7 protein-coding genes are annotated in these 4,397 nt (G+C 44.6%); all 7 read left to right on the forward strand.

The window, feature by feature from the left end; all coding sequences use genetic code 11:
* Nucleotides 1-314: type II toxin-antitoxin system RelE/ParE family toxin (locus BOW51_RS07815; protein ID WP_245828616.1), on the forward strand; the 314-nt coding region annotated here is incomplete at its 5' end.
* Nucleotides 311-586: a helix-turn-helix domain-containing protein gene (locus BOW51_RS07820; protein WP_078477196.1), complete on the forward strand. Its 276-nt coding sequence runs from the start codon at nucleotides 311-313 to the stop codon at nucleotides 584-586. The genes BOW51_RS07815 and BOW51_RS07820, both read left to right, overlap by 4 nt.
* A gap of 310 nt (nucleotides 587-896) precedes the next feature.
* A complete protein-coding gene (locus BOW51_RS07825; RefSeq protein ID WP_078477197.1) occupies nucleotides 897-1,115 on the forward strand; it encodes a TA system antitoxin ParD family protein in 219 nt (72 codons plus the stop codon).
* On the forward strand, nucleotides 1,108-1,392 hold the full coding sequence (locus BOW51_RS07830; protein ID WP_078477198.1) for a type II toxin-antitoxin system RelE/ParE family toxin: 285 nt from the start codon (nucleotides 1,108-1,110) through the stop codon (nucleotides 1,390-1,392). The genes BOW51_RS07825 and BOW51_RS07830 overlap by 8 nt, the downstream gene beginning before the upstream one ends.
* 117 nt (nucleotides 1,393-1,509) lie before the next feature.
* Nucleotides 1,510-1,863 carry a four helix bundle protein gene (locus BOW51_RS07835; protein ID WP_078477199.1) on the forward strand — a complete coding sequence of 118 codons (354 nt, stop codon included), beginning with the start codon at nucleotides 1,510-1,512 and terminating at the stop codon, nucleotides 1,861-1,863.
* A 38-nt stretch (nucleotides 1,864-1,901) separates the two neighbouring features.
* Nucleotides 1,902-2,252 (forward strand): MarR family EPS-associated transcriptional regulator, encoded by a 351-nt coding sequence (locus tag BOW51_RS07840; RefSeq protein ID WP_078477200.1) that lies wholly within the window; start codon nucleotides 1,902-1,904, stop codon nucleotides 2,250-2,252.
* 167 nt (nucleotides 2,253-2,419) lie between these two features.
* Nucleotides 2,420-4,129: an ABC transporter ATP-binding protein gene (locus BOW51_RS07845; RefSeq protein ID WP_078477201.1), complete on the forward strand. Its 1,710-nt coding sequence runs from the start codon at nucleotides 2,420-2,422 to the stop codon at nucleotides 4,127-4,129.
* Nucleotides 4,130-4,397: the final 268 nt, after the last annotated feature.

Here is a 4,397-nt window from a genome sequence, read left to right on the forward strand (position 1 = left end):
GTTCTCCTATTGTGGAGTTCTTGGATACACTGAATGCGAAGTCAGCCCAGAAAGTGGTCTGGGTATTACGTCTTATTGAAGAGCTCAATGAGATTCCTATTCAGTATTTTAAAAAACTGAAAGGAATGGATGATATCTGGGAGGTCCGCATACAGGTAGGAAACAATATTTTCAGAATACTTGGTTTTTTGAATGGTACAGACCTGATCGTCTTAAACCATGCCTTTCAAAAGAAAAGCCAGAAAACACCACTGAAAGAAATTCGAATTGCAGAACGGCGGAAACGTGAATACTTATCAAGGCAAACATCGTGAGTGATCTTAAATCCTATATTTCCAGAAGACGAATCGAGGATCCTGAATTTGACGAGGGTTTCGAGGAAGGATTCCAGGCTTTAAAAATTGGAGTATTGCTAAGGCAGGCGCGTGAAGCATCCGGCATGACCCAGGCTGAAATGGCTGAGAGGCTTCATACAAAAAAATCTGCAATTTCCAGAATCGAAAATCATGCAGAGGATATTCGACTCTCAACACTTGAGAAATTTGCATCCGCACTAGGCCACTCGCTTGAAGTCAGGCTGCGCTAACTGTAGATCGTCCCACGATCAAACAACTGTTATTCCGGGATCCCCTAATTGTCACCCGGGCCACCCCTAATCGTCATCCGGGATCCGAACACACTCCCACCCCAACCCCAAACCCTGCACTATAATTCACACAAACGACACATATTCAGGCTATACTGTTCAACAATTGAACGCACACCGCGGCCTGCAGCCATGCACGCCGTGCGGTAGCCTGCCTGAAGTAATCAGCTTTAATCGTCAAGCAAGTAATATTGTAGCACTGTGCTACAATATGTAGCAGAATGAACCAGCTTGATGGGATGAATGAATCATGGGATCTAACCTCAGACTTGATGGCGAACTAATTGCCGAAGCCAAGATAACTGGTGCTGTTATGAGTCGTTCAGCAGCCAAACAGATTGAACATTGGGCAAAAATAGGAAGAATCATGGAAGACAATCCGGACCTCAATTACGCATTTGTTCGTGATGCGTTGCTTTCCAAAGCGGAAGCTGATGCCGGTATGACAGAGGAGTACACATTTGGATGATGCGATCAGTGTTCAACAGACAAGACTATTTGCCCGTACTGTCAAAAAACTGAAAAAGAATCAGAAACCTGACCTAGATGAAGCTATCAAAGCAGTATTGAAATCACCATTGATCGGAGAAAAAAAGCGTGGTGACTTGAGTTACCTGCGAGTCCACAAATTCAGAATGGCAGGCCAGCCAACTTTGTTGGGATACAGTTACGAATCCGGAAATATTGTACTCCAGCTAATCTCACTGGGATCACATGAAAACTTTTACCGAGACCTGAAGCGATAGTAGGCGAAGGAATGAAAGAACCGCTAACAGAATGTGCCGAGGATATTAATTGGTCTGTTAGTGATCTCGAATGACCAACGACTAGAGACAAAGGACTAACAACTAAGGACCAATCAAATGAAGTTCGAAGACATGGACGTCTGGAAAAAATCGTCACGCCTTAGCGCAAACATCTACAAAACCTTCGCACAATGCCGCGACTACGGATTCAAAGACCAAATCACCAGGTCAGGCCTTTCAATCCCATCAAACATAGCAGAAGGGTATGAGCGAAGCGGTAACAAGGAAATGATCAACTTCATGAATTACGCTAAGGGATCAGCAGGTGAATTAAGAACACAAATCTACATCGGAATGGAAATCGGCTACATAGACAAAGAAACAGGAAAAACCTGGATCAAGGAAGCAACAGAAATCTCAAGAATGTTAACAGGCTTCATGAAACACCTTCAGACGAGAAAAGAGCGATAGCTTTTCCTTGTACCTTTCACCTTGTACCCGCGAATATCATGAGCGATGAGATCCACTACAAAATCATCAAGCTAATCGAGGAGAACCCCAACATCTCCCAACGCGAACTAGCCAAGGCGCTAGGTGTCAGCCTGGGCAAAGCCAACTACTGTCTCAAGGCAATCATGGAAGTAGGGCTGATCAAGCTAAAAAACTTCAGGAACAACGAAAATAAACTCTCTTATGCCTACATACTGACCCCTAAGGGCATAGAGCAAAAGGCAGCAATTACTACACGATTCCTGAAGAGCAAACAGAAAGAGTATGACGAGCTGAAAAAGGAGATTGAGATTCTTGAGCGGGATCTTGCAAAAGATGAATTGCCGTCTGCAGAACAGGAAACCGACTAGATATGTCAAACATCGTCATTCCGGACGTAGCGAAGCGAAGACCCGGAATCCATTTAGATAAATGACCAGATACAAGTAAATAACATCTAGTGATTAAAGATCTAAAACGCCTCTGGCCCCACATCATCCCAAAACGTCGCAAGCAGTTTGCTGCGATATTGGTATTAATGGTATTTGCTTCATTCGCAGAGGTAGTCAGCATCGGAGCAGTCCTGCCATTCCTGGGTGTTTTAACGGTCCCGGAACAGTTATTCGAACATCGATTGGCTCAGCCCTTAATCAAGTTCTTGCAATTGACTGAACCAAAACAGCTGTTGTTACCATTTACCATCCTGTTTTCAATTGCTGCGCTTGCCTCCGGAGCAATGCGCATTGTTTTGCTTTGGGCACAAACCCGGCTCAGTCACGCAACAGGTGCTGATTTTAGTATCAACATTTATCGCCGAACTCTCTACCAACCCTACTCAGTGCATGTTGCGCGTAACAGTAGCAGTGTTATTGCGGGTATTGCTGGAAAAGCCAATGCTGTGGTCGGCAGTACAATACTACCAATCCTCATGATTATTAGCTCAGGTTTGATGCTGGTAACCATACTGATTGCACTATTGGCAATAGACCCTTTTGTTGCGCTGTCAGCGTTCGGCGGTTTTGGTGCTATTTACGCAGTTGTCATCACGATGACTAGACATCGGATGAAAAGCTATAGCCAAACGATCAGCAGGGAACAGAACATGGTTATCAAGGCGCTTCAGGAAGGACTTGGCGGCATCCGTGATGTGCTCATTGATGGCACACAAACAGCCTATTGTAATAGTTATCGCAAGGCAGACCTCTCATTACGGCGTGCACGTTCCAATGTATCTATCATCAGTATGATCCCACGCTACGGAATTGAGGCCTTGGGAATGATTCTAATTGCTGTGCTAGCTTATACACTGGCAGAAAGAGAGAGCGGTATTGCCGGCGCTATTCCGGTGTTAGGTGCTCTCGCACTAGGTGCACAACGACTGTTGCCAGTCCTGCAGCAAGGTTATTCAAGTTTTTCATCTATGCGTGGTGGACGTGCTGAATTGAAAGATGCTCTAGATCTGTTGGAGCAATCGCTACCAGCATATGCAGATAAACCATTCCCTGAACCTATTCCGTTCAATAGCCATATTAGGCTTAAAAACCTGTCATTTCGTTATACGAATGATATGCCCCTGGTACTACAACAGATTGATCTAACCATAACTAAAGGCAGCCGCGTTGGTTTTATTGGCACCACTGGTAGTGGGAAAAGCACGTTGCTCGATCTAATCATGGCACTGCTCTATTCAACAAAGGGGTGCCTGATGATAGATGATGTAGAGATAACAGAGAAAAATCACCGGGAGTGGCAGGCACATATATCACATGTGCCACAGGCAATCTTTCTTGCTGATACAACTATTGCAGAAAACATTGCATTTGGTATTCTCACTGAAGAAGTCGATCATGAACGTGTGCGAAAAGCTGCGCGACAAGCCCATATGGCGGATACCATAGAGTCATGGGAAATGCAGTACGAAACAATGGTTGGCGAGAGGGGTGTACGTCTATCAGGGGGGCAGCGCCAACGAATAGGAATCGCACGAGCATTGTATAAACAGGCTGATGTTATCGTTTTCGACGAAGCGACAAGTGCACTTGATAACGAAACTGAAACAGCTGTCATGCGGGCAGTCGACAATATAAGTAAAGATATCACAGTGCTAATCGTTGCACATAGAGTCACAACACTGAAAAGCTGCGACAATATTATTGAGCTAACTCACGGTGAGATTAGTAGATCTGGTACTTACCAGGGCATTATCGGTAATATCGACAAACTAGACAGTAAAAGGGAAGCAATCTAATGCCTGAAAATTCCTCCATACATAAATATTTGTCACAGATGGTACAGGCTTGTTTTGCCATACATTTATTACTATGACGCTGGAAAAATACAAATCCAGGCGTCTGGGTATTTTTTCTGGCTCATCGACATTACATGTGGATTAAAGGGCATGTCCATATAGACAAAGCATAGGAGACGTCGGAGACTCATGCTTGACAGCTTGACAGCTTGACAGCTTGACAGCTTGACAGCTTGACAGCTTGACAGCTTGACAGCTTGACAGCTTG

Origin of the sequence: Solemya elarraichensis gill symbiont (genome assembly GCF_002021095.1) — a bacterium.
GTDB lineage: Bacteria > Pseudomonadota > Gammaproteobacteria > Chromatiales > Chromatiaceae.